16 protein-coding genes are annotated in these 22088 nt (G+C 47.0%); 6 read left to right on the top strand and 10 right to left on the bottom strand.

All coding sequences use genetic code 11. The annotated features are described in order from the left end of the window. Positions 1 to 46 precede the first annotated feature (46 nt). Entirely contained in the window at positions 47 to 3076 is a 3030-nt protein-coding gene (locus tag ASG33_RS06720; RefSeq protein WP_056281616.1) for an amidohydrolase family protein, read from the top strand. A 23-nt stretch (positions 3077 to 3099) separates the two neighbouring features. Continuing rightward, positions 3100 to 4416: an amidohydrolase family protein gene (locus tag ASG33_RS06725; protein ID WP_056281618.1), complete on the top strand. Its 1317-nt coding sequence runs from the start codon at positions 3100 to 3102 to the stop codon at positions 4414 to 4416. 21 nt (positions 4417 to 4437) lie between these two features. Here the strand turns inward: ASG33_RS06725 and ASG33_RS06730 are convergent, their stop codons facing one another. From ASG33_RS06730 to ASG33_RS06760, 7 genes are all read right to left on the bottom strand, one after another. Beyond that, positions 4438 to 5277 (bottom strand): S1 RNA-binding domain-containing protein, encoded by an 840-nt coding sequence (locus ASG33_RS06730; RefSeq protein ID WP_056281621.1) that lies wholly within the window; start codon positions 5275 to 5277, stop codon positions 4438 to 4440. Positions 5278 to 5325: 48 nt separating this feature from the next. Then, entirely contained in the window at positions 5326 to 7731 is a 2406-nt protein-coding gene (locus tag ASG33_RS06735) for an outer membrane beta-barrel family protein (protein WP_056281624.1), read from the bottom strand. 207 nt (positions 7732 to 7938) lie between these two features. Then, positions 7939 to 9270, bottom strand: coding sequence for a TolC family protein (locus ASG33_RS06740; RefSeq protein ID WP_082489091.1), 1332 nt, complete (start codon positions 9268 to 9270; stop codon positions 7939 to 7941). Between the two features lie 35 nt (positions 9271 to 9305). Beyond that, positions 9306 to 12404, bottom strand: coding sequence for an efflux RND transporter permease subunit (locus ASG33_RS06745; protein WP_056281627.1), 3099 nt, complete (start codon positions 12402 to 12404; stop codon positions 9306 to 9308). Between the two features lie 35 nt (positions 12405 to 12439). Then, the gene (locus ASG33_RS06750; RefSeq protein ID WP_056281629.1) at positions 12440 to 13537 is read right to left on the bottom strand and encodes an efflux RND transporter periplasmic adaptor subunit; all 1098 of its coding nucleotides are present in this window, start codon (positions 13535 to 13537) and stop codon (positions 12440 to 12442) included. Between the two features lie 142 nt (positions 13538 to 13679). Next, complete coding sequence (locus ASG33_RS06755) at positions 13680 to 14930, bottom strand: chorismate-binding protein (RefSeq protein WP_229238579.1); 1251 nt, start codon at positions 14928 to 14930, stop codon at positions 13680 to 13682. A gap of 53 nt (positions 14931 to 14983) precedes the next feature. Continuing rightward, on the bottom strand, positions 14984 to 15409 hold the full coding sequence (locus tag ASG33_RS06760) for a hotdog fold thioesterase (RefSeq protein ID WP_056281632.1): 426 nt from the start codon (positions 15407 to 15409) through the stop codon (positions 14984 to 14986). Between the two features lie 85 nt (positions 15410 to 15494). Between ASG33_RS06760 and ASG33_RS06765 the strand changes: the two genes are divergently transcribed. The 4 genes from ASG33_RS06765 to ASG33_RS06780 all read left to right on the top strand — a co-directional run bounded on the left by ASG33_RS06765 (position 15495) and on the right by ASG33_RS06780 (position 18942). After that, positions 15495 to 16139 carry a histidine phosphatase family protein gene (locus ASG33_RS06765; RefSeq protein ID WP_056281635.1) on the top strand — a complete coding sequence of 215 codons (645 nt, stop codon included), beginning with the start codon at positions 15495 to 15497 and terminating at the stop codon, positions 16137 to 16139. A 104-nt stretch (positions 16140 to 16243) separates the two neighbouring features. Continuing rightward, positions 16244 to 17311, top strand: coding sequence for a sensor histidine kinase (locus tag ASG33_RS06770; RefSeq protein ID WP_056281638.1), 1068 nt, complete (start codon positions 16244 to 16246; stop codon positions 17309 to 17311). Positions 17312 to 17365: 54 nt separating this feature from the next. Then, positions 17366 to 18100 (top strand): LytTR family DNA-binding domain-containing protein, encoded by a 735-nt coding sequence (locus tag ASG33_RS06775; RefSeq protein ID WP_056281641.1) that lies wholly within the window; start codon positions 17366 to 17368, stop codon positions 18098 to 18100. A 26-nt stretch (positions 18101 to 18126) separates the two neighbouring features. Next, the gene (locus ASG33_RS06780; RefSeq protein WP_056281644.1) at positions 18127 to 18942 is read left to right on the top strand and encodes a DUF3298 and DUF4163 domain-containing protein; all 816 of its coding nucleotides are present in this window, start codon (positions 18127 to 18129) and stop codon (positions 18940 to 18942) included. Between the two features lie 5 nt (positions 18943 to 18947). Here ASG33_RS06780 and radC read toward each other — a convergent pair whose 3' ends face one another. From radC to ASG33_RS06795, 3 genes are read right to left on the bottom strand one after another with little or no spacing between them, the layout of a single operon-like run. Further along, positions 18948 to 19655: a RadC family protein gene (gene radC / locus ASG33_RS06785; protein ID WP_056281647.1), complete on the bottom strand. Its 708-nt coding sequence runs from the start codon at positions 19653 to 19655 to the stop codon at positions 18948 to 18950. A gap of 60 nt (positions 19656 to 19715) precedes the next feature. Beyond that, a complete protein-coding gene (locus ASG33_RS06790) occupies positions 19716 to 21260 on the bottom strand; it encodes a tetratricopeptide repeat protein (RefSeq protein WP_229238580.1) in 1545 nt (514 codons plus the stop codon). A 49-nt stretch (positions 21261 to 21309) separates the two neighbouring features. Beyond that, positions 21310 to 22056, bottom strand: a complete 747-nt coding sequence (locus tag ASG33_RS06795) for a zinc ribbon domain-containing protein (protein WP_056281650.1) — start codon at positions 22054 to 22056, stop codon at positions 21310 to 21312. Between the last annotated feature and the right edge of the window lie 32 nt (positions 22057 to 22088).

Here is a 22088-nt window from a genome sequence, read left to right on the forward strand (position 1 = left end):
ATTCACGGTGGTATATTGTAAAGTTGTACAGACTCCATCTCTCTTTATGTTTAAACCATTATCAACCTTACTGGCAGGGCTGATTGTCAGCTTTTATTGTCAAGCACAAGAAACATTCCCGCAGAACGGCGCCTACGATGAGCGACCCGGCCGCTTTGCATTTACCAATGCGACTATTGTAGTTGATCCTAAAACCACCATTGAAAATGGTACACTGCTGATCGAAAACGGCACGGTAATCCAGGCGGGCAAGCAGGTGAAATTACCCGCAGGGGCTGTTACCATTGATTTGAAAGGTAAATACATCTATCCTTCATTGATCGATCTCGACTCGGACTACGGAATGCCGGAAGTAAGACGGGAGCGGCCAGCAGGCGGAAGACAAACGCCGCAACTGGAATCCAATAAAAAAGGTGCTTTTGGCTGGAATCAGGCAATCCAGTCTGAAAATGACGCGAGCCTTATCTTTACACCCGATGCTAAGAAAGCGGCTGATCTGCGCAAAATCGGCTTTGGTACCGTACTGGTTCACCCGCATGATGGTATTGTCCGGGGTAATGGAGCAGTAGTTACATTGACTGACGAGCCTGCCAACAAAGCGCTCCTGAACCGGAAAGCATCGGCCCATTTTTCATTCAGTAAAGGTACTTCTTCGCAGACCTACCCTTCATCCACAATGGGCGTGGTGGCGCTTTTGAGACAAAATTACTACGATGCAGAATGGTACGCACGTACTCCGAAAGCAAAAGAAGCGAACCTGTCGCTTGAAGCTTTTAACGAGATCAAGAACCTGCCTTCGTTTTTTGAAACAGGAGATAAATACAGTGTGCTCCGTGCAGACAAGGTAGGGGACGAATTCGGGGTTCAATATATTATCAAAGGCGGCGGCGATGAATACCAGCGCATTAGCGAGATTAAAGCCACGAAGGCGACGCTCATTTTGCCGGTTCAGTTTCCCGAAGCCTACGACGTAGCTGATCCCTGGGATGCAGATGTGATCAGCATGTCACAACTGAAACATTGGGAAATGGCGCCAAAGAACCCTGCGGAGGTGGCGAAAGCCGGAATACCGTTTGCATTTACTTCGGCAGGGTTGAAGAATAAAGCCGATTTTCTTAAAAACATTAAAACTGCCATTGAATACGGGTTGACCAAAGAGAAGGCGCTGGAAGCATTGACTACTTTGCCTGCTGCCCTTATCAAAGCTGAAAACCAGATAGGGAGCCTCAAACCCGGTATGCTTGCCAATTTCATCATCACCTCGGGGGACTTGTTTAACAAGGATAATGTGATTTATGAAAACTGGGTACAAGGGAAGAAATTCATCATTTCGCCCATCAATGCGCCTGATATCCGCGGTACCTATTCCTTATCGATCAATAATCAGCCTGGTGGAAAATTGCAGATCAGCGGCTCGGCCGATAAGCCGGAGTATAAAGTAGTCGTTCAGGATTCCGTGAAAATCACGCCTAAAGCTGTATTATCCAATGAATTGCTGACGCTGACTTACCAGGCCGATAAGAAGGTTCCTGGTACAACCCGGCTCACTGGCTGGCGCAACGGTACCGGTTTATCAGGAGAAGGTGTACTGCCTTCCGGCTCCGTTGTACCCTGGTCTGCGACACTTACCGAGAAATTCCAGCAGGTTGCAGCTGCTGACACAGCTGTAGCGAAAATAAAGGAGACCGGCCCAGTCGTATATCCGTTTGTAGGTTTTGGCAATGAAGAATTGCCGAAATCGGAGACGGTACTGATCAGGAATGCGACGGTATGGACCAATGAGAAAGAAGGTATCCTGCAAAATTCGGATGTAGTTGTGCAGAATGGAAAAATTACAAAGGTTGGGAAATCGCTGAATGCGCCTTCTGGAGCAAAGACCATTGATGGTACGGGCAAGCATTTGACGAGCGGCATTATCGATGAGCACTCCCATATCGCATTGTTCACGATCAATGAGGGCGGACAAACCAGCTCGGCAGAGGTAAGAATGAGCGATGTGATCAATCCGGATGATATCAATATTTATCGCCAGCTGGCAGGTGGCGTAACCGCCTCTCATCTACTTCACGGTTCTGCGAATTCCATTGGCGGACAGAGTGCGATGATCAAGTTAAAATGGGGAGCAACCCAGTCGGAAATGTTGGTGCCGGATGTGAAAACGATCAAGTTTGCATTGGGTGAGAACGTGAAACAGTCTAACTGGGGCGACGTGGCGCGCGTTCGTTTTCCTCAAACCAGAATGGGCGTAGAACAGGTGTATTTTGATCACTTTTTACGCGCTAAGGAATATGCGAAGAGCTGGAAATCTTTCAACGGTACCTCCAAGAAAGTAGCTGCCAATGCGCCCAGAAGGGATATTGAGCTGGATGCTTTGGCCGAAATTCTGGACAACCAGCGCTTTATCACCTGTCACTCTTATGTGCAATCGGAGATCAATATGCTTATGCATGTAGCGGATTCCCTGAAATTCCGGATCAATACATTCACCCACATCCTGGAAGGTTACAAGCTGGCCGACGGAATGGCGAAGCGTGGAATCGGTGGTTCAACTTTTGCCGACTGGTGGGCGTACAAAATGGAGGTGAAAGAGGCAATTCCCTACAATGCGGCTTTAATGTACCACGAGGGTGTTACCGTAGCTATTAATTCCGATGATGCGGAAATGGCGCGCCGCCTCAATCAGGAAGCAGCCAAGACGGTAGAATATGGTGGAGTTCCGGAAGAAGAAGCATGGAAAATGGTAACACTTAATCCTGCCAAATTGCTGCACGTTGACAATCGAATGGGCAGTATCAAAGCTGGTAAGGATGCTGACCTGGTGCTCTGGAATGCACACCCGCTGTCAGTTTACGCGCGTCCTGAGTTTACCATGGTCGAGGGAACGGTGTATTTTGACCGTAAAAAGGATGAAGAAAAGCAAAAATCCATGCAGCTCGAAAGAGAAAAGCTGATTCAAAAGATGCTGAGTGATAAATCGGAAGGAAAACCTACGCAGAAGCCTCAGGCCACGCAGCCTAAAATGTGGCATTGTGAAGACATAGTAGGTGTGCACACAGAGCACGAAGGAACCAGGTAATTACTCCGTAAATCATCGAAATCATGATACAAAAAATAATAGCAGGAACAATCAATACACTGATCACGCTGGCAGCAATTTCACCCGCATTTTCCCAAAACCCTGCGCCCGCATTGCCCCAATCGAAACCAATGGTACTCACCGGTGCAACGATCCATGTGGGAAATGGACAGGTGATCCAAAACGGAGTGATCGCATTCGATAAGGGTATTATCACTTACGTAGGTGCCGCAGGTTCCAATCCGGCAGCAGCAGGTGCTGAAACGGTCGAGGTAAAAGGCAAACACATTTTCCCGGGCGTTATTTCGCTGAACACTACGGTCGGTTTGCAGGAAATTGCAACTGTGCGCGCTACCCTGGATTTCGCCGAAGTTGGAGAGATTAACCCGCATGTGCGTGCGCTGGTCGCTTATAATACGGACTCAGAGGTAATCCCTACGCTGCGTGGGAATGGAATCCTCGTTTCGCAGGCGGTACCGCAGGGCGGCGTTATATCCGGATCTTCCTCAGTTTTTTATAGCGATGGATGGAACTGGGAAGATGCTGTTTTGAAGAAAGACGATGGTATCTGGGTAAGCTGGCCGCCTTTCCTGGCAAGCAGCTTCAACTATGACGATTTTTCCGTTTCTACTAAAAGAAATGACAAACGCCAGGAGGTAATTGACCTAATCCGAGCTACTTTTTCGGAGGCGAAAGGATACAATGCGGTGGCCGAACCTGCTTCTGTAAATCTGAGAATGGCTGCATTGAAGCCTGTTCTGGCTGGTACCGCCAATTTGTACATTCGGGCGGAGTATGCAAAAGATATCATCGAAGCAGTGAAGCTGGCAAAGGAATTTGATATAAAAAGAGTGGTGATAGTGGGTGGAGATGAAGCCTATAAAGTGGCTGCTTTCCTGAAAGAGAACCAGGTGTCTGTGGTGTTAAATCCAACTCACAGACTTCCCGGCCGCGTTGATGAGAATGTATATATGCCTTACGAGCTGCCCGGTTTGCTCCATAAAGCCGGCGTGAAAGTGGCGATCACGTATGCGGATGAATGGTGGAGAACCAGGAATCTGGCTTTTCTGGCAGGTACTTCTTCCGGCTTTGGTAATGTAACACCAGAGGAAGCACTTCAATTTGTCACCAAGAACGCAGCCGAGATTATCGGTGCAGAACGGGAAGTAGGTACGCTTGAAAAAGGCAAACACGCATCCCTGATCGTTTCCGAGGGCGATATCCTGGATATGCGCGGTAATGTTGTGGGAATGGTGTTTGTAAAAGGCGGGAAAGTAAACCTGGATGACAAACAAAAGCGGCTTTACGAGAAGTATAAAACGAAGTACGGAAAGAAGTAGGTCCTTCCGTACTTTACTGGATCAATCAACACTAATCATATAAATACCATCATCGGCGATCTTGATCAGGCCTTGTCTGTAGAGACCGCCGATTGCTTTTTTAAAGACCTTTTTGCTGATCTGCAAGCGTTTATAGATTTCCTCGGGCGAGCTGTTGTCAGATAAATTGAGGAAGCCGCCTTCTTTCTTAACGATGTCAAAAATCAGTTTGCCGGTAGGCTCAATGATCTCGGTAACGCTCTTTTGCAGACTGATATCCAACTTGTTCTCTTCACGGATCTTCTTAACATAGCCTTTCAGACTGTCTCCAACCTGCAAGTCGCGGAAAACTTCATTGGCGTAGATCAAACCTTTGTGATATTGATTGACAATCGCATTGTAGCCCAGGTCTGTTTTTTGGAAAATCAACAAATCCACTTCGTCGCCTTCTTTAATTGTCAGGCGCTCGTTATCAAGGAATTTATCGACTTTCGTAGAAGCCAGTAATCTCGCACTTTTCTGATCCAGGTATAAAAACACCACGTGCGACTCGCCGATTTCCATTGGTTTGGTTTGCTCCCGAAAAGGAACAAACAGGTCTTTGATCAAACCCCAATCCAGAAAAGCGCCGTACTCGGAAACATCCTTTACTTCCAGGTACGCAAACTCGTTGCGGATGATCTTTGGAGTTTGGGTGGTAGCAACCGGCCTGTCTTCTGAGTCAAGGTAGACAAACACGCGGATCGTATCGCCAACCTGCATTTCATCTGTAATGTACTGGTTGGGCAAAAGCACTTCCTCCCCTTCCACGTCACTCAGGAACATGCCTACACTTGTTACTCTTTCAATGGTCAGGTGATTGTATTTTCCTATAAAAAGCATTATTGATCGTCAATTGTGAGGTACAAAGGTAATGTTTTCGGCACACTATCAGTCTTCATCCCCGCCGCCTTCTCCTTTACCTTCCATACTCTGCCTTTCTTTGGAGCGGTTGAGCCTGTACGACAGTGTCACCAAAAACTGGCGCGGCCTCCATTGGAATTCATTTCGTGAATAGTAACCGGCATTTTCTACAATGCTTCTACGCTTGTTGGTATTGAATAAATCGCGCACACTCGCAGTAATGGTACCGCGACCTTTAAGGATATCTTTGGACAATCCGAGATCAATGAAATAAACCGAAAGATCTTTTCCCTGCGTGGTCTTTCTAGGCGCGCGATAATTGGCGGAAGCCTGAAAATCAACCGACTTAAAGAGCGTCACGCGCGAAGAAACGCGGCTGGTCCATGAGTATGTATCACTTTCATAAAGTTTGTCATTGTAATAACCCTGGTTCATGGCGCGGAAAATATTGGCATTGGCAGTCAGCTTCCACCACGGAGCAGGATCGTAGGTAAGGTTAAATTCAAAACCGTAGGAGTCGCCCGTGGAAAGGTTGATCGGGGTGATGGTTGTAAAACCTGTCGAGTCTACCGAGGTAATGTTCTCAACAACACCCAGCCTGTGGCGGTAGTAAACGCTCGATAGCAACGAGCCTTTTTCCATATTCAACAAATGACCAGCTTCAAATGAATGCGTAAATTCAGGATTCAGCAAAGGATTTCCAGCCCTGAATACGCGCGAGTCGCTGAAATTGGAGAATGGGAGCAAATCCCGGAAACCCGGCCGGCTTAGCCGGTAACTATAGCTGAGCTGCAAGGTTTGTGCTTCCTGCAGCTTGTACGACAGGTGCAAACTTGGGAAAAGATTAAAATACCTCCTCTGGTTGGTCAGTGCAGTTTTTTTGAGCTCAGTCAGGATGTCGGTGTACTCTCCCCGCAATCCTGCTTGTACGAACACCCTCCCGAACTGGTTGCTCGCCATTACATAACCCGCATGGATCTTCTCATCGTAAGCTAAACGGTTGTCGAAGTCAGGCAAAATGATCCAGTTCATCGCCTCATTCTGTTGATGTACCGAGAAGTCATTATCCAGCTGCCTGACCGAGGTTTTCAATCCGGCTTCAATTTTGCCGTCTTTGGCAAATGGGTGAATGTAGTCGAGTTGTGCCAGGAAATTCTTCTCGTCTTCGGTATTGAATGCACGCTGTACGATCCGTGATGCATTATTACTGGCAAACTCATTGTATTTCGCCGCTTCGGTCTCATCACTCAGGATATACTTGGCGTCAAATGAAAGGCTTTGTCCTTTTCTGTCGAAAGTCTTTTTATAGCTCAATGCGGCTTCCAAATTTTGCCTGGGTTCCGTTTCGTGTTCATCCCTGATTACAGTTCGCGTCAGCACATTATTAAAATCAAAATCGCGGTATTGAAGCCTGGATTTATTATCATTTTGGGAATTACGATAGGAAACGGTACCAGTCAGCGTATTGGAATTGTTGATGAAGTAATCAAGACCTACCATTACATTATTGGAATAACCAGAGCGGGTGCGGGTTGTATTCGACTCATATACAAAGCTGGTATCCGCGCCGGTGTAGGTCTGCCGGGAGTTTCCGCGTCCCGGACCTTCGCGGTACATTAATCCGTAATTGGCAATAAAATTGACCTTTTTGCGACGGTAGTTCAGGTTGAAAGATCCGCCAAAATTGGAGGGGTATCCCGCCGTTCCGGTAAATGATCCATTGAGACCATACCGGATATTTTTCTTCATCACAATATTCAGGATACCTACTTCCCCTTCCGCATCGTACCGGGAAGAAGGGTTGGTGATGATTTCAATGCTCTCGATCAGGTCTCCCGGTATTTGCCGCAATGCTTCCGCAGGATTAAGTCCCACCATTCCCGATTGCTTGCCATCGATGAGTATCCTCACATTCTGGCTGCCGCGAAGTGCGACATTGCCTTCCACGTCCACCGTCACCGAGGGCATATTGTTCAGAATGTCGGATGCATTGCTGCCGATATTGCTGAGGTCTTTACCTACATTAAAAACCCTTTTATCGAGTTGCAGGTCCATTTGACTTTTCTCTCCCCGCACCACGAGCTCTTCCAGCTCCTTCGCATCCGATACCATCGCGATCGAGCCGACATTTACATTGGAAGAAACGACATTAATATTTGGAACGACCTTCTCACGTAATGCAAGGAAAGTGATTTTGATGAAATAATTCCCCGGATCAGCTGAGACCGAGAAGGTACCGTTCTCATCCGAAGTACTGCCGCCGATCAGCGTAGAATCCTTCGTCCCGTAAAGCGCCACGTTAGCAAAAGGTACCGGCTTTTTGTCGGCATCGAGCAGCATGCCCGTAATTGCGAAGGCGGCTGGCTCTTCCTGCGCGAGCAGCGGGGTTGAGAGCGTAGTCAGCAACAAAAACAAGCGCAATGATTTTTGCATAACGGGATTTTTAATGCAGCAGCGGGATAGCCGAAGCAATACGTTGAAAGAGATGAATGTTTTAGATGGCAAAAGCCGGTGGAGGTTTAACCGAATTTTAATCTCGGCTAAAAGTATTTGATAAAAAGCTGTTCCAGAGGATATTACTATCCTGTCACCAGCCGGGGAGGCTGGCGTAAATTAGTTCTGAAATCGTATTCGGGGAAGTTACTGCAGCGTGTTGCTCAATCTTTTGAGCTCAATCTCAGCTGCTTTTGCAGCGTAGTTGAGATTGATAAGTCGATAACCTGCATCTTCAAAGCTTCTTTGCGCCTCGCGTACATCGATGATCGTAGCCTGTATCAGCTCAAAACGCTGTAATGTAAGATCGAGCAACTGTCGGCTCAAATCGTAATTCTGCTTTTGTGTTTGCAGCTGTTGAAGTGAACTTACGTAAGTCTGGTACATTTTCACAGCGCCTGCATTATAGTCGCGCACGATCGAATTCCGCTGAATTTTCGCACTTGATGTATTGATTTCTGCTGCCTGTTGCTGCCTTTTAAATGCAGATCCATTGTAAATCGGTATGCTCAGCGTTAGACCGGCTTGCGGTCCGAGGCTACGGTTAAGCAATGTAAACCCGGCCGCGGTCTGGTTACGGGAATAGTTGTAAGCTGTGTTTAAACGTACGGTAGGGTAGCGCAAAGCCGCTGTTTCCCTCACAATGAGTTCATTGATCCTGATCTGGTGATCGGCCGCTTTCACATCTGCATTGGCTGTAATCCGGCCGGCTATGTCATCCAGTTTGAGGTTGGTATCAACAGTGATCGTATCCCTGAGTGTAAGCGATGATTTTGGGTCCAGAGTCAATATGCGGAGCAGCTCGGCCTTTGCTACCTGGGCTACCATCAGCTGGTCCAGGAAAGTCTGGTTCAAGGTATTAAGATCGATTTGCGCCTGGAACAGGTCTGCATTGTTCGCCATTCCCGCTTCTTTCCGCACCTTCAAAATTTCAAGCCTTTTTTCCGAAGCCTGGATCGAAGTGCGCACTGTATTAAGGTAACTCAGCTGGCGGACCACATCATAATAGCTCGTCATAACCAGCGCGATCGTATTCTGGATCTGCGAATTAAGCAGCTCGCTGCTCTGATATTGCAGTTCAGCGAGTCGCTTTTTCGTGGAAACAATCCTTTTTCCATTATACAGGATAATACTAGCTGAAACGTTGGCCTGGGTATTGTTTCCCGCTGCCGCACTTCTGTTGATCTCGGTACCGTTGTTAAGCTTTTGATTTACCTCTGTGATTTGCTCAGTGTTAGACGCATTGGCGGCCACAAGCGGCAAGCCGCCAGCCACTCCGTAGTGGTTAAGTACCGTGTTTACTTCCACATTGTTCTTTGCGATTTCTATCTCGTAACTGTTCTTTAAAGCTGTGGCAATCGCTTCATCCAGAGTCAGGGACAAACTGTCGGTTGCCTGAAAACAGAATGCATTGCTTCCGCAAAACAATAGAGAAACGAACAGGTAGTTTTTAAGATTAAAGATCGCGAGCGGGTTCATGCAAAAACAATATTGGATTAAAACAAACAGGAAAATCAATGGGTGCTTACGGACAGCTCTTCTGCCATTTTCTCTTCTTCTGTCTTTTTATGTTTTTTAGGTGATATAAACGTGTAAATCGCCGGAATAACGAACAATGTAAGGATCAGGGAGAACATCAATCCACCCACAATCACGACTCCAAGCGGGACCCGGCTTGTTGCCGCGGCGCCCAGACTTAATGCAATCGGCAATGCACCAAAGGCAGTTGCAAGGCTGGTCATCAGGATGGGCCGCAAACGCTGTGTGGCAGACTCAATCGCCGCTGACATTCTGTCCATTCCCTGTTCCCGTTTCTGGTTTGCAAACTCAACGATCAGGATACCATTTTTGGTTACCAGACCGATCAGCATGATCATTCCGATTTGGGAGAAAATGTTGATTGTTAACCCAAACAGGTAGAGACTCAGCAATGCACCTGCCAATGCAAGCGGCACGGTGATCATGATAATAAACGGATCTGTGAAGCTTTCAAACTGCCCGGCCAAAACCAGGTACACCAGCAGCAGCGCCAGCCCGAATGCAAAGCTGGTATTGGAAGAACTTTCTTCAAAGTCGCGCGAAGGTCCGGTGAGTGACGTCTGGAAAGATTCGTCCAGCAGCTTATTGCCAATCCGGCGCATTGCTTCCACGCCGTCACCAATCGTTTTCCCTTCCACCAGAGAAGCAGAAATCGTGGCGCTTTTGTACCGGTTATAGTGGTAGATCGTCGGCGGGCCGCTTTCCTCCTGCATTTTGACTACCGCAGTCAATGGAATATTCTCACCCCTGTTGTTTCTTACATACAGTTTTTCAATGTCAGCCGGTCTGTTCCTTTCCGACTTTTCAACCTGGCCAATTACCTGGTATTGCTGCCCGTTCATGATAAAGTAGGCGAGCCGGCGACCGCTGAATGCAGATTGAATGGTAGCCGCAACGTCAGTAGTGGAAAGTCCGAGATCGCGTGCTTTGAGTCGGTCAATCGTTAGCCTTACTTCGGGTTTATTGAATTTCAGGTTAACGTCCACATTCTGGAATGTCGGGTCCTGCCGCGCTTCGTCGAGGAACTTGGGCAGAATATCATATAGCTTTTCAAAATCCAGATTCTGAAGTACAAACTGGACAGGCAGCGATCCTCTTGATCCGATACCAACAGAAATCGTTTGTTCCTGCGTGGCGAAAATGCGCGCGTCATTGAATCGGGAGAGCTTTTTGTTGATTTCCTGCGCAATGTCATTCTGGCTCTTTTTACGCTCTCCTGCCGGTACCAGACCGATACGGCCTGTAGCGCTGTTAACACCACCGCCACCAAAACCTGGTGTAGCAGAGAATGTAAATGCCTTTTCAGGGATCGAATCGTTCAGGAAGTTTCCGAGATCGTCAGAAATCTGCTGCATTTGATCAAAGCTGGTACCTTCCGGCGCGGAGAGATTGAAACGGATACTATTCCTGTCTTCCATGGGCGCAAGTTCACTTTGCAGATTGGAGTAGCTAAACCAGATCAGTACGCCGCAGACTGCCACGAGTACCCAGGATAGCCAGCGTGCTTTCATGAAACCGGTAAGGCTGCGGTTATAGCCATTTTCCATTCCTTCAAAAAACGGCTCGGTTTTGTTGTAAAACCAACCGTGGCCCGAGTTCTTTCTGTTAAGGAATACGTTAAGTACCGGTGTAATTGTCAGTGAAACAAATGCAGAAATCAATACTGCGGATGCTACTACAATACCAAACTCGCGGAAGAGGCTACCCACGAAGCCTTCAAGGAAGATTACCGGGAGGAACACCACTGCGAGCGTCAGCGAAGTTGAAATAACGGCAAAGAAAATTTCCCGGCTTCCTTCCAATGCCGCCTGCCGGATCGGGAGTCCGCTTTCAAGCTTTCGGAAAATGTTTTCAGTGACTACGATACCATCGTCAACCACAAGACCCGTTGCCAATACGATCCCGAGCAATGTCAGGATGTTGATTGAAAATCCGAACAGGTACATAACGAAAAAGGTCGCTACGAGCGAAATGGGAATATCGATCAACGGGCGTACAGCGACCAGGAAGTTCCGGAAGAAGAACAGGATCACGATCACAACCAGCGCAAATGCGATGAAGAGTGTTTCCTCTACCTCTTCAATAGACTGCCGAACGAGCCGCGTATTGTCGATCAGAACGCTGAAAGTAATGTCAGATTTGTTTGACTTCTGTATTTCTTCCAGCCTCTTATTGAATTCATCCGATATCTGAACATAGTTGGCGCCAGGCTGAGGTATAACCGCCAGACCAACCGCATAAACGCCATTGTATTTCCAGCTTTGCTCTTCATTTTCAGGTCCGAGCTCGGCTTTCGCTACATTGCCCAGCCGCACGATTCCCGCGCTGTCATTTTTAATTACAAGGTCATTGAAATCTTTCTCGCTGGTAAGCCGGCCCATTGTACGAATGGTCAATTCCGTTTTGCTACCGTAAATCTTACCTGCGGGAAGCTCTACGTTTTCGGCGGCGAGAGTATTGGAAATGTCATTGAATGAAACATTGTAGGCGCTCATTTTATCCGGATCAAGCCAGATGCGCATTGCGTAGCGTTTTTGACCGAAAATATTGATCGCACTTACTCCGTCAATCGTCTGCAAACTTTGCTGCAATACGTTTTCCGCATATTCACTCAGTTCCAGGAGTCCCTTTGACGGGCTTTGTACAGCAAGCAGCAGGATAAAGTCGCTGTTTGCATCTGCTTTGCTCACAACCGGCGGGGCATCAATATCCTGCGGCAAATTGCGTTGTGCCTGACTTACCTTGTCACGCACGTCATTGGCCGCCCCTTCCAGGTCGGATTCGAGGTTAAACTCGACCGTGATATTACTGGACCCGATCTGGCTGGAAGAGCTGATACTTTTGATCCCAGGAATACCATTAATGCTTTTTTCGAGGGGCTCAGTGATCTGGCTTTCGATGATGTCCGCATTCGCGCCGGTGTAGCTTGTCCGCACGTTCACGATCGGGGGATCGATGGCGGGATAGTCGCGGAGCGAGAGGAAGTTGTAACCTACCACACCAAAAAGAATGATGAGCAGGTTCATAACGACCGCAAGTACCGGCCGCTTTAATGATAGTTCCGAAATATTCATACGGTGGGTTTCAAGGGGATAGTCAATGTAAAGCGTTACATCGTCGCAACTTTCAGGTTTCTTACACTTCTCACTTTCACAGGAGCATCGGGACGGGCGAACAATACACCCGAAACTACCACCGAGTCGCCAACACTTAATCCGCTGGTGACTTCCACTACATCCGCCAGGCGGTCGCCGGTTTCTACCGTCACAAATACGGCTTTACCACCCTTCACGGTAATTGCCTTTTTTCCCTGGGCCTCAGGTATGATACTGTTCGTAGGAATCAGTATGCTGCTTTTGTTTGAATTTGTTTTCAGATAAACCTTTGCGAATGAGCCTGGACTTGTTGATCCTGCGTTCAATACAGCGCGTACCGTGATATTCCGTGTTGACTGGTTTACCTGCGGTTCCGTGGCAATCACCCTGGCCGTTTCCTTTTTCTTGGAAGACTGATCGAGCAATACCTCTACATTCTGGCCTTTGGTGACGTATTTCTGGTAAGTTTCCGGTACTGTAAAATCAATGCGGAGATTGGAAAGCTGCTGCATTGTTGCTATTACGCTGGTAGGAGACACATAGGAACCGGCGCTGACCTTCCTCAAACCGATCACTCCCGTGAATGGCGCTCTTACGATCGTTTTGTCAATGAGCGCCTGGGTGTAAACCATATCTGCCTTGAAGCTGTTGACCTGGTTCAATGCAAGATCATAATCAGCCTGGTTGATACCATTGATCGCAACCAGTTGTTTTAATCTTTTTTCGGTAGTCTCGGCGAGGTTAAGCTGGATCTTGATCTTGTCAAGCTGCGCCATCAGGTCTGCATTGTTTATTCTTGCGATTACGGTCCCTTTCTGAACCGTTTTTCCTTCCGGTACATCCAGGAAAGTAAGTAGTCCGCTCACTTCCGGGCGGAGTTCAGCAAATTCGTTTGCGACAATGGTGCCATTTACTTCAACCTGGTCACTTACCTTTTCCGATTTCGCGATGATCACGTCGACCGTAGTAGGACCTCCGCCACCTTTCTGCTGAAAAGTGTCTTTCTTTTCGCCACAGGAAAGTGCCATGAAGAGCGTACCCGAAATTGTTAGAATAGAGAGGGGAGTAATTCGAAAGCCGCCTGAAAAAACAGACTTTTTGTTATACTTCATAAGTTGGTAGAATCCGCAATTAAGGTTTAGGGGTTTTTCGGATCTGAAATATGCTTTTGGCAACAGTTTCAAAATTATATATTAAATCTGAAACCGATTAGACTTTTCTGTATTATAAAAGTTTAATTTGGAAAAATAAATTCTATAAAGTTTTTGCGATTACCCGCAGCAATGTATCGCATTTCAGCTCTGTTTCTTCCCATTCATGTTCTGGAATGGAATCCTCAGTGATACCTGCGCCCGCAAAAAATGTCGCTTTCCCATTTTTAAATCTCACTGTCCTGAGATTCACAAAGAGGCTTGTGTTTTCTCCCACCTGCGTTGGTCCAAGAAACCCACTGTAAAAAGACCTGTCATACCCTTCGATACTCAGAAGGAATTCCAAACTTGGTTCTTTGGGGACACCGCACACGGCCGAGGTCGGGTGAAGGAGCTTCAACATAACCGGGCCAAGCTCAGGGAAATTGACAGCCGCAGTATCTACTTCAAAATCCGTGCGAAGGTGATAAAGGTTTCCTGCCAGAACAGTTTTTGGTCCCGTTTCAAGATATTCTCTCAGTCTGATTTTCTTAAAGCATTCGACAATGTACCTGCTCACAAGGGCGTGTTCCTCAATTTCCTTTTCGCCCCAGCGGATATCATATTTTGGGAGCAGCTCACCCGACTGTGTTCTCGCTTTTTGCGTCCCGGCCAGCGACATGGTCTTGAAAAAACCGTTTGAATGCTGTTGGACAAGCAATTCGGGACTCGCGCCGAGCCACAGCTCGTTTTGTTCTGGAAGGTTTACAAGTGAGACAAATGCGTGCGGGTATACTTTGGAAAGTTCGCAGAATGCTTTGGCAGGCTGAAAATGTTCGGAGTAGTTAAGGTCTTTCGTTCTTGACAAAACCACTTTTTTAAACTGATTTTGCCTGATTGCCGCCACTGCAAGCTCAACAGTACGCTGAAAACGCGTTTTTGCGTCCTCGTTTTGCTCCGGTTCCAGTACCGGAAGCTGACTGCCGGCGACATATCCAGCTTCATTTTGAGTTGTAGCAGACGCGAGCTCAACCAGCTTCTGAACTTCTACGTGCTCTTCTCCAAGCTTGTTTTCAACTGCATTCACCTGGTACGCGTCTGAAAAGGTGACAACTATATCACCTTCCATAAACTGTACATCCTGTCCGGCCTTCCAGTCGAAGCCTGCGATCATAAATCCTGCTGAAAGCTTGTCAAATTCTGGCTGTACCTTCTTTATTCCATTGCGGATAGCAATAAGCAACTTGATTTCACTGGTGTGAGGAAGCCGCCAAAGTGCAGCCGGGAATCCCATTTGTGTAGCAGCCGCCCATATCTGCTGGATTTGTAAACCTTCAAATATTGAAAGTGAGGTGCGGTTTTCTACTGAAAGCATTTATAATGAAAAATGTGTAAGTCGAATTTGTTTGATTTTAATGCAAAATAAAGTCAGCGGTTTGCATTCACAATAGCGACCGTCAACCTGCTGATGCATACCAGCTTGTTCTGGTCGTTTGTAATCCTGATATCCCAGATGTGCGTGGTCCTGCCCAAATGGATCGAGGTTACTTTGCCCGTCACAAAACCTTCCTTAACAGGTCGTAAATGGTTCGCATTGATCTCCAATCCGACAGCGTGCCTGTCGTCTGACTCCGGTATTACTAAAAACGAAGCAATGCTGCCCAATGTTTCAGCAAGTACTACCGAGGCTCCGCCGTGCAAGATGCCAAATGGCTGGTGCGTGCGGCTGTCAACAGGCATTCGGGCTGTTATAAATTCGGCGCCGATCTCGGTGAACTCGATTCCGAGGTGGTCGGCGATCGTATTAGTGCTGAATGATTTAAGTTGTTCTAATGAAACGGTTTTAACAAACATATCTAAAAAATGTATAAATTTGTTAGTGCTTTATGAAGTAAAAACAAGGTATTTGCAAAAATAATATTTAAATAATCCTATTACTTTGAAAAGAAAATCTATATACCTCATTCGTCACGGTGAAACAGATTTCAATCGCAGAGGAGTGGTACAAGGTAGCGGAGTTGACTCCTTGCTTAACGAATGGGGAGAAGCCCAGGCAGCGGCTTTCTTCAATGCTTATCAACATGTTCCTTTTGACAAAATATATACCTCTGATTTAAAGCGAACACACCAAACTGTCCGTGGGTTCATCAAGCTGGGCATACCCCACGAAAGTTACTCGGGCCTCAATGAAATCTCCTGGGGAGCCAGAGAGGGACGTGAGCCGAACACGGGCGATAACAACTATTACAGAGAGCTGGTAACTGCCTGGCGCAATGGTCACATTGAGCTTGCAGCCGAGGAAGGCGAAAGCCCGATTCAGGTAAGAGAGCGGCAAATTCCGGTGATCGAAACGATCTTATCCCGGCCCCACGAGCGCAACATCCTTATAGCTATGCACGGACGTGCCATGCGGGTTCTGCTGACGACGCTTTTTAATCAGCCGCTTGTGCGAATGGATGATTACGAACATAGCAACCTTTGTCTTTACAAAGTCAATTATTCCTACGATACCCAAAAGTTCGAACTGGAAGTCCGTAACGATATCACCCACCTTCTTTCCCTCGAAATTCCACAAACGCTGTAAAAGCCGCTTGTGTAGGTTCGTTTCCTTTGATGTATTTATACGGCATCCCACATTCCGTGTAAATACATTTGTTATTTTCGGGGTAATCAACGCGCTACTATTACATGTCCAAAAAACGTACTTACTGGATTCTTCAGATCCTTGGATGGACATTGCTGATCATGTTCGAATACGTTCCTTACGTGCTCGAATATGGTTTTGAAATCGGTGAATTTTATACTGCCCTGGCCAATATTCTGCTGGGGATCGTGCTTACCCACGTTTACCGGCTGGTGATCCGTAAATGGAACTGGTCGTCGCTTCCATTGCCGCGTTTGGCTTTGCGGGTGGTAGGGTCGGTGTTGTGGCTGGGCCTTATTATGGCGATGATCAACCAGCCGATGGACCGGGAAATGCTGGAACATAACCTGCTCAATCAGCCGCTGGTTTTTTGGAGTTATTATGCAAACTGGTGTAAGAACCTGCTTGCCTGGATCTTATCCTATACGGTTTACCATTATGTGGAACAGAACCGGCTTGCGAGCTATGAAAAGATCATGCTGAAAATGTCTGCGCGGGAGGCTGAGGCGAAAGTGTTGCGGTCGCAGCTTAATCCGCATTTTACATTCAATGCACTGAACAGCATCCGCGCGCTGGTATATGAAGATCCGTCCAAAGCACAGCTGAGTATAACGCAGCTTTCCAATATTCTAAGGAACTCGCTGCTTGCTGACAGAAGAAAAACGGTTGACTTGCAGGAAGAGCTGCGCACAGTAGAGGATTATCTTGAACTTGAAAAAGTGCGCTACGAGGACAGGCTTCGGTACACGATCAATGCCAATGCGCAGGCTGTTTACTGGCAGGTACCTCCTATGATGCTGCAGACATTGGTGGAAAACGGCATTAAGCATGGCGTTTCAAAGGAAGTTGGGGGCGGCTTTATCGATGTTAAAGCAGAGATCGCGAACGATGTGCTCGCAATCAATATATTTAATTCAGGTAACCTGGGAACCACTGAATCCGGTGGGGTTGGTTTGAAAAATACAGCTGAGCGGCTCTCCATTCTGTATGGAAAGGCTGCTACTTTCAGGATTTATCAATGTGAAGACAATGTAGTTTGTTCGGAAGTTAAAATTCCAATGCTGTCGGAGAATGTGATGATGGTGGGGCAGGAGTCGGGCGCGGGCCACTGAGAAGCAATGTTCTAAATTCTATATTATACTAACTAATTCCCCAACTTATCTGCCATGAGAACCTTGATTGTTGACGATGAACGCCTTGCGAGAAATGAACTGAAACGTTTGCTTGAACCATATACCAAAATTGAGATCGTAGGTGAAGCTGCGAATGCGGACGAAGCGCTGGTAATGATCGATGAATTACAGCCTGAGCTGCTGTTTCTCGACATTCAGATGCCAGGCAGGAACGGATTCGAGTTACTCTCCTCCATCGAAGGGAAAACGCCGGAAGTGATTTTTACAACCGCTTACGACGAATATGCGATCAAAGCTTTTGAATACAATGCGCTTGACTATCTGCTTAAACCGATCGATAACGAGCGCCTAAAAGATACCATTCACAGGATTGAGGAAAACCAGGCACTGCCCGAGGCACCTGCTCCGACCCACGAGCGTGCTGAGAAAGTACTGGGTGGAAATGACCAGGTATTTGTGAAAGACGGAGAAAAATGCTGGTTTGTCAAGCTGGGCAAAATTCGTTTGTTTGAATCAATGGGCAATTACGTCAGGCTACACTTCGACGACCAGAAGCCGCTGGTACTTAAATCTCTCAATAACCTGGAAGAAAGACTGGACCCGAATACGTACTTCAGGGCCAACCGTAAACACATTATCAACCTGGGCTGGATTGAGAAAATCGAACCCTGGTTTAGTGGCGGTTTGCTGGTAACCCTGCAAGGCGGAGATAAAATTGAGATTTCGCGCCGGCAGGCAATTCGTTTTAAAGAATTAATGAGTCTATAAAATCTTAACCCCGACGTGGACTGCGCATGAAAAAACAGGCTCTGGTACTTCTCTTTGCAGCTGCTTTGCTTTACAGCTGTAACCCTTCTGCCAAAAATGAAAATTCGGGCGATCGCAACGGACTTTCGCAAGGCCAGATAAGAATGGCGACTTTCGGAAAATGTGATACCGCTTCGAACGGACAGGGTGTGAGCGTGAAAGTCGAGGTGTGGGAGCCGGCAGATTCCAGTGAAGTTGCTTCTGAGATCCGCAACACGATCGCAGCCAAACTGATCGATAGGGTTAACCAACATGGCGATTCGGCCAGTATCGCCGCTAATCGCGCCGCAGGAACAACGCTCGAAGGTGCATTCAATGTGTTTCAGCGAAACTACAACGACTTCAAGAAGGATTTTCCAGATGCGCCCGGCTGCTGGGAAGTGAGCCTGAAAGGTGATACGGTAATGGTAACTTCCAAAGTTCTTTTTTATCAACTTGACCATTACGCTTTTACCGGCGGTGCACATCCCAATACCTTCCGCTCGTTCCACGCATTTGACGCGACGAATGGTGCAGAAGTGGAGATGAAAAAGTTTGTTGCTGACTCTGCTGCATTGTTACAGCTGGTGGAGCGGCATTTCAGAAAAACCGAGAAGCTTACTTCTGATATCGACCTGGAAGAAGCTGGTTATTTTCTCCTGAATCATCAGTTTGTATTACCCGTTAACTATGTTTTCACGCAAAAAGGTGTTTTGTTTTACTACAATCCTTACGAGATAGCTGCTTATGCGCGTGGTGCAATCCAGTTTACGATCAGCTACGAAGAACTCGGCGATATGATCAGGAAAAAGGGCATAATGTAACTTCCTCACATTTCGCCGGAATCCAGGAAGCTGTAAAATCCACTATCGGTGAAAATCATGTGATCCAGGATGGGAATGTCCAGCAGGAGCCCGGCTTCCTTAATCTGAGTCGTGAGCATTTTGTCCAGCATGCTTGGTATCAGCTGTCCGGAGGGATGGTTGTGGACGAGAATCACGGCGCTTGCCAGGTAGTCAATGGCAAGTTTGAAAATCAGCTTGATGTCCACAGCTACTCCCGAAACCCCACCTACACTCACTGGCAAAGCCCGCATTACCTCGTTTCCGCGGTTAAGAAGCAAGATCCAGAATTCTTCGTTTGGCTTGTCAAGCAGGTATTGCCGCATTTCCTTGTAAACCGACTCCGAGCCCATGATTTTTCGTTTTCGTGTTGGCATGATATCACTTCTGCGACGGCCAAGTTCGAGTGCTGCCACAATGGAAATCGCCTTCGCTTTCCCCATTCCTCTGTATTTCATGAAAGTCTTGTAATCCAGCTTGGCAAGCTCATGTATGCTGTTGCCTACGCTGGCCATAATGATCTTTGCCAGGTCGACAGCCGAAGTTTCCGGTGTGCCGGAACAAATGAGAATGGCGATTAATTCGGCGTCTGTTAAGGCTGCGCGGCCTTTCAGCATTAGTTTTTCACGCGGCTTATCTTCTTCGGACCAGCTGTGAATGCATCTTGGATTGTCTGACTTTGGTTTTCTGGACATTTGGATCAAATTCGGAACCTACTTATCTGTTAGACGTTCGGTCTCTCATTTGGTCACATTTTATTGTCCCAATTCTGTCAATGCAGCCCTGGCTTTATTATCGATGCTGTTCTTGTATTCGTGTTTTTTGAAAGACATTGCTTTCTTAAAATAGTCTGCCGCCTTCTGTTTCTCTTTTTTCTCAAGATAAATATAGCCCAGCTGTAATGCGGCGGAGGCACCGAGGCCAGGGCTCCCGGACTGACTTAGAAGCAGGCAGCGCTCGTAATAGGGCACTGCGCTCGCATTTTGCTCCATTTTGTGCAGTATTCGCGCTTTTCTGTAATTGAACTCGGCCTTTTCGGAGATAGCTGTAAAGTTGTTTTCCGAAAAGTTTTGCATAATAGTCAAAGCTTTTGGCAGAAAGCCGCCGTCGGTCGCGTAGCGCGCCCGGTAAAGCGTTTTTTGTTGCGCACTAATTTTGCCTGCCAAAAATTCTTTGGCAGTTCGTTCCGCAAGCTGATCAGCTTCTACGATCATTTCTCCTGACGAGCCGATTTTTCTTATAAATACATTTGCCTCGGCATCTTTCCCCGCCAGCCAGCGACACATGAAAAGTTTGAAGTAAGTGTCCTTGATATAGTTGAAGCCGCGGTACTGTTTTTGGAATAAAAGATATTGGTCAACCGCCGCATCATAATTACCTCGCTGCAGCTCAATTTCTCCTTTAAGATATTTGAGAAATGGAAAGCTGACATAAGCTTCTCCGCCAGGCGCATCATTCAGAAAAGCGATCGCTTCATCGCTTCGGTTTTCTTTCATTAAAACGGTTGTAGCAAAGAAATGGAGCAGGAGATTGTCAGGCTGCTCAATGGGCCATTTACGGATTCGTTTTTGTTGTTCCGGAGAAAGTTTCAGCGTGTAGGCATGTAACAACAAATCCACCAGCTCGGCTTCCTGACGGAAAAAGGGCTCTTCCTGCTGTACAATCCTCAATTCCCGGATGCCAGCCTGTATGTTGCCTTTTAGGCCGAGTATCCGTTTTACCCACGCATAATTATCAGGGATCGATCCGATCAGTACGTGCAACAAGCCCAGCGACTTCAATGTCGGGATGAAGTCGGGAAATTTCTTGCGGTTCTCTTCAAGCAACTTGTATGCTTTGATTATCTCCCACGCGCCGCTCGCCTGATCACCAAATTTTAATTTTGCAAATGCCCAATGCAGCCGTATTTCTGCGAGCAGGAAGCGTTTGTATGGAGATTGATCCGGCAGCTGCGACACCAGTTCCAGGCGCCCGCTCTCTAATGCAAGCAGCTTTTTGTAAGATACCCGATCCTCCGATATCAGCAGGTAATGCAGATCGGCATAGTTATCGAGATAGGGGATAAATGCATTATTTATCTGCTCTGCCCGCTCTGCATCTATCAGTTTTCGTGCATTGGGCAGCCGAAGCTTCTGAATCTCAAAATATGCTTTCTGCAGCTTCGGGGTAAAATCAACACCGGCCGCCGCGATCTCTGCCTGCACATAATTGGCAGAAAGCACGAAAAGTAACAAGAGAATGCTTGAAAAGCATTGCTTACTTACGACCAGCATTTTGATGAAAAAGTACATAGAAGACATAAAAAAAGGTTGTCTCTTCAGACAACCTTTTCATTCAATTTAATGATTATTACCGACGCTGGTGAACTGGCTCAACGCTTTCCACATCAGCCAATATGCGGCCGCAGTGTTCGCAGACAATCAGTTTTTTACGCTCACGGATATCAGCCTGACGTTGTGGTGGGACAATGCTGAAACAGCCTCCGCAGGCGCCACGTGATACGTGAACTACTGCAAGTCCGTTCATAGAGTTGTCACGGATTTTCTGATAAGATTTAAGCAAACGATCTTCAATCTTCTTCACGTGCTTTTCTCTCTCCGAGATCAACCCTTTTTCCTCTGCTTCACTTTCGCTTGTGATTACTGAAAGCTCACCTTTTTTCGCTTTCAGATCTTCATTTCTTTCATTCAAAACCGATTCGGCACGATTTGCATCCTCTTCAATCAGGCGGATACGGGCACGAGCTTCATTGATTTTCTTATCAGCCAGCTGCATATCCAGCTCCTGCAGTTCTACTTCTTTGGTGATTGCATCGTACTCGCGGTTGTTGCGGACGTTCATCTGCTGATCTTTGTATTTCTTGATCAGCTTTTCACCTTCTTTTTGTGCATTCTTGAAATTGTCGATCTCGTTATTAAGATTGGCAATTTCACTTTTAAATTTTGCTAAGCGGGTCTCAAAACCGATAATCTCGTCTTCCAGATCTCTTACCTCTTCGGGAAGATCACCGCGTGTTTTTCGTATTTCGTCAAGGCTTGAATCAATTTCCTGCAATTTCAGGAGAGCATCTAATTTCTGTGCGATTGTGTTTTCCATGTATGTCTTTTATGGACTTGTTTCAATGCGTA

The organism is Dyadobacter sp. Leaf189, assembly GCF_001424405.1.
Classification (GTDB): domain Bacteria; phylum Bacteroidota; class Bacteroidia; order Cytophagales; family Spirosomataceae; genus Dyadobacter.

Excerpts from the sequence above, each read along its gene's own strand:
- ASG33_RS06720 (WP_056281616.1), top strand. The coding sequence starts at position 47 with ATGTTTAAACCATTATCAACCTTACTGGCAGGGCTGATTGTCAGCTTT.
- ASG33_RS06725 (WP_056281618.1), top strand. The coding sequence starts at position 3,100 with ATGATACAAAAAATAATAGCAGGAACAATCAATACACTGATCACGCTG.
- ASG33_RS06730 (WP_056281621.1), bottom strand. The coding sequence starts at position 5,277 with ATGCTTTTTATAGGAAAATACAATCACCTGACCATTGAAAGAGTAACA.
- ASG33_RS06735 (WP_056281624.1), bottom strand. The coding sequence starts at position 7,731 with ATGCAAAAATCATTGCGCTTGTTTTTGTTGCTGACTACGCTCTCAACC.
- ASG33_RS06740 (WP_082489091.1), bottom strand. The coding sequence starts at position 9,270 with ATGAACCCGCTCGCGATCTTTAATCTTAAAAACTACCTGTTCGTTTCT.
- ASG33_RS06745 (WP_056281627.1), bottom strand. The coding sequence starts at position 12,404 with ATGAATATTTCGGAACTATCATTAAAGCGGCCGGTACTTGCGGTCGTT.
- ASG33_RS06750 (WP_056281629.1), bottom strand. The coding sequence starts at position 13,537 with ATGAAGTATAACAAAAAGTCTGTTTTTTCAGGCGGCTTTCGAATTACT.
- ASG33_RS06755 (WP_229238579.1), bottom strand. The coding sequence starts at position 14,930 with ATGCTTTCAGTAGAAAACCGCACCTCACTTTCAATATTTGAAGGTTTA.
- ASG33_RS06760 (WP_056281632.1), bottom strand. The coding sequence starts at position 15,409 with ATGTTTGTTAAAACCGTTTCATTAGAACAACTTAAATCATTCAGCACT.
- ASG33_RS06770 (WP_056281638.1), top strand. The coding sequence starts at position 16,244 with ATGTCCAAAAAACGTACTTACTGGATTCTTCAGATCCTTGGATGGACA.
- ASG33_RS06775 (WP_056281641.1), top strand. The coding sequence starts at position 17,366 with ATGAGAACCTTGATTGTTGACGATGAACGCCTTGCGAGAAATGAACTG.
- ASG33_RS06780 (WP_056281644.1), top strand. The coding sequence starts at position 18,127 with ATGAAAAAACAGGCTCTGGTACTTCTCTTTGCAGCTGCTTTGCTTTAC.
- radC (WP_056281647.1), bottom strand. The coding sequence starts at position 19,655 with ATGTCCAGAAAACCAAAGTCAGACAATCCAAGATGCATTCACAGCTGG.
- ASG33_RS06790 (WP_229238580.1), bottom strand. The coding sequence starts at position 21,260 with ATGTCTTCTATGTACTTTTTCATCAAAATGCTGGTCGTAAGTAAGCAA.
- ASG33_RS06795 (WP_056281650.1), bottom strand. The coding sequence starts at position 22,056 with ATGGAAAACACAATCGCACAGAAATTAGATGCTCTCCTGAAATTGCAG.